Annotated in this window: 2 protein-coding genes; one reads left to right on the forward strand and one right to left on the reverse strand. The window is 42.5% G+C overall.

Translation table 11 applies throughout. From position 1 onward, the window contains the following. Window positions 1-843: lyase family protein (locus P767_RS18760; protein ID WP_245586820.1), on the reverse strand; the 843-nt coding region annotated here is incomplete at its 3' end. Between the two features lie 65 nt (window positions 844-908). Between P767_RS18760 and P767_RS0103150 the strand changes: the two genes are divergently transcribed. Further along, window positions 909-1,670 (forward strand): menaquinone biosynthetic enzyme MqnA/MqnD family protein, encoded by a 762-nt coding sequence (locus P767_RS0103150; protein WP_026763369.1) that lies wholly within the window; start codon window positions 909-911, stop codon window positions 1,668-1,670. Window positions 1,671-1,808 lie beyond the last annotated feature (138 nt).

Here is a 1,808-nt window from a genome sequence, read left to right on the forward strand (position 1 = left end):
TTTAAAGTAATCCATGGAAATATAGGTCCAGATATCCCTGCATAAATCTATCAGAATATTGTTGATGCGCTTTAATGCATCAAAATGCGCAGCTATGGCATCGTAGTGTTCAATCTGTGTGGTAAACTGCATGCGCTGTAATCCCAGCGTTTCTTCCACAAATTTGTTCCCCATTGCTACCCAGTTCTTTTTTGGAAAAGCAATATAATGTGCATTGAAGTTTCCGGTTGCCCCCCCAAACTTGGCGGCATAGGGTATACTGGCAAAGAGTTCTATCTGGTTGTGCAATCGCTCAACAAATACCATGAGTTCTTTTCCCAAACGGGTAGGGGAAGCGGCCTGTCCATGTGTTCTGGCCAGCATGGGTACTGCCTTCCATTGATTGGCCAGGCTGTAAATACCATTCTGTAAATTAATTAAACCGGGCAGGTATTCATGTTCCATAGCATGCTTCCAGCTTAATGGAATGGCGGTATTATTGATGTCCTGCGAAGTTAGCCCAAAGTGAATCCATTCTTTTAAATAACCAATACCCGCTTTGTCTGCCTGTTCCTTTAAAAAATATTCCACCGCTTTTACATCGTGATTGGTGGTTTGCTCCAGTTGTTTAATATGCTGTGCGTCATCTATACTAAAGTTTTCCAGCATAGTTCTAAGGGCCTGCCTGGGCTTGGCTGCCAGCTTAAAAAAGCGCTGGTCTGCCAGAAAGAAAAAATATTCTACTTCTACTAAAACCCTGTATTTAATTAAAGCATATTCAGAAAAATAATCTGCTAAAGAGGCGGTTTTACTTCTGTACCTTCCGTCGATAGGAGAAATTGCGGTTAATTGAGTCAGTTCCATGGAATTTTATGTGGTAAACGTTAAATATTTAGATTTAATCTTTTCTTTGTACAAAAGTAGCTGAATTGAACAAGAAGATAAGAATTGGAGCCGTAAGTTATTTAAATACCAAGCCCATGATGCTGGGCATTAAGAGATCGGGACTGCTCGATAAAATTGAATTAACCGAAGATTACCCCGCCAGGGTAGCAGCTGACCTGCAAAATGACCGGATTGATATAGGATTAATTCCTGTTGCCATCATTCCTACTATACCCAATGCACAAATTGTTTCTGATTATTGTATTTCTGCGGAAGAAGATGTGGCTTCTGTGGCCATTTTCAGCGAAGTGCCTTTAAAAGAAGTAAAAACACTGCTGCTCGATTATCAAAGCCGGACTTCGGTAAACCTTGCCAGGATGCTGGTTCGCGATTACTGGCAACTGGACCTTCGTTTTGAAGCAGCCGGACCCGATTTCAGGGAACAAATCAAAGGAACTACCGCCGCAGTGGTAATTGGAGACCGTGCGCTTGAGCAGCGGTTACAATCCCCCTATATGTATGACCTGGCTACGGCCTGGAACAATTTAACCGGCTTGCCCTTTGTTTTTGCGGCATGGGTGGCCAATAAGCCGATTGATCCGGATTTTATTGATGGGTTCAACCGCGCACTGGGGTATGGACTTCAGCACCTGGATGAAGTAGTTGCTGATTTGTCTTTTGAAGCCTATGACCTGAAAACCTATTTTACAGAAAATATTCAATACCAACTGAACGAGGAAAAGCTAAAAGCAATTCAGTTGTTTCACGAAAAATTAAAGACCCTCAGCCCCATCAATCCGGCATGACACAAATAACGGTGATTAGTATATGTTTCAATAACCTGGCCGATTTACAGAGAACCTGTGCATCGGTTGATGCGCAATTGGTTTTTGCCGGATGAACACCTGATCATTAATGGATCAACCAGCCCTGATATTGCCAAC

The sequence above is a fragment of the Sediminibacterium salmoneum NBRC 103935 genome, assembly GCF_000511175.1.
Taxonomy (GTDB): Bacteria; Bacteroidota; Bacteroidia; order Chitinophagales; family Chitinophagaceae; genus Sediminibacterium; species Sediminibacterium salmoneum.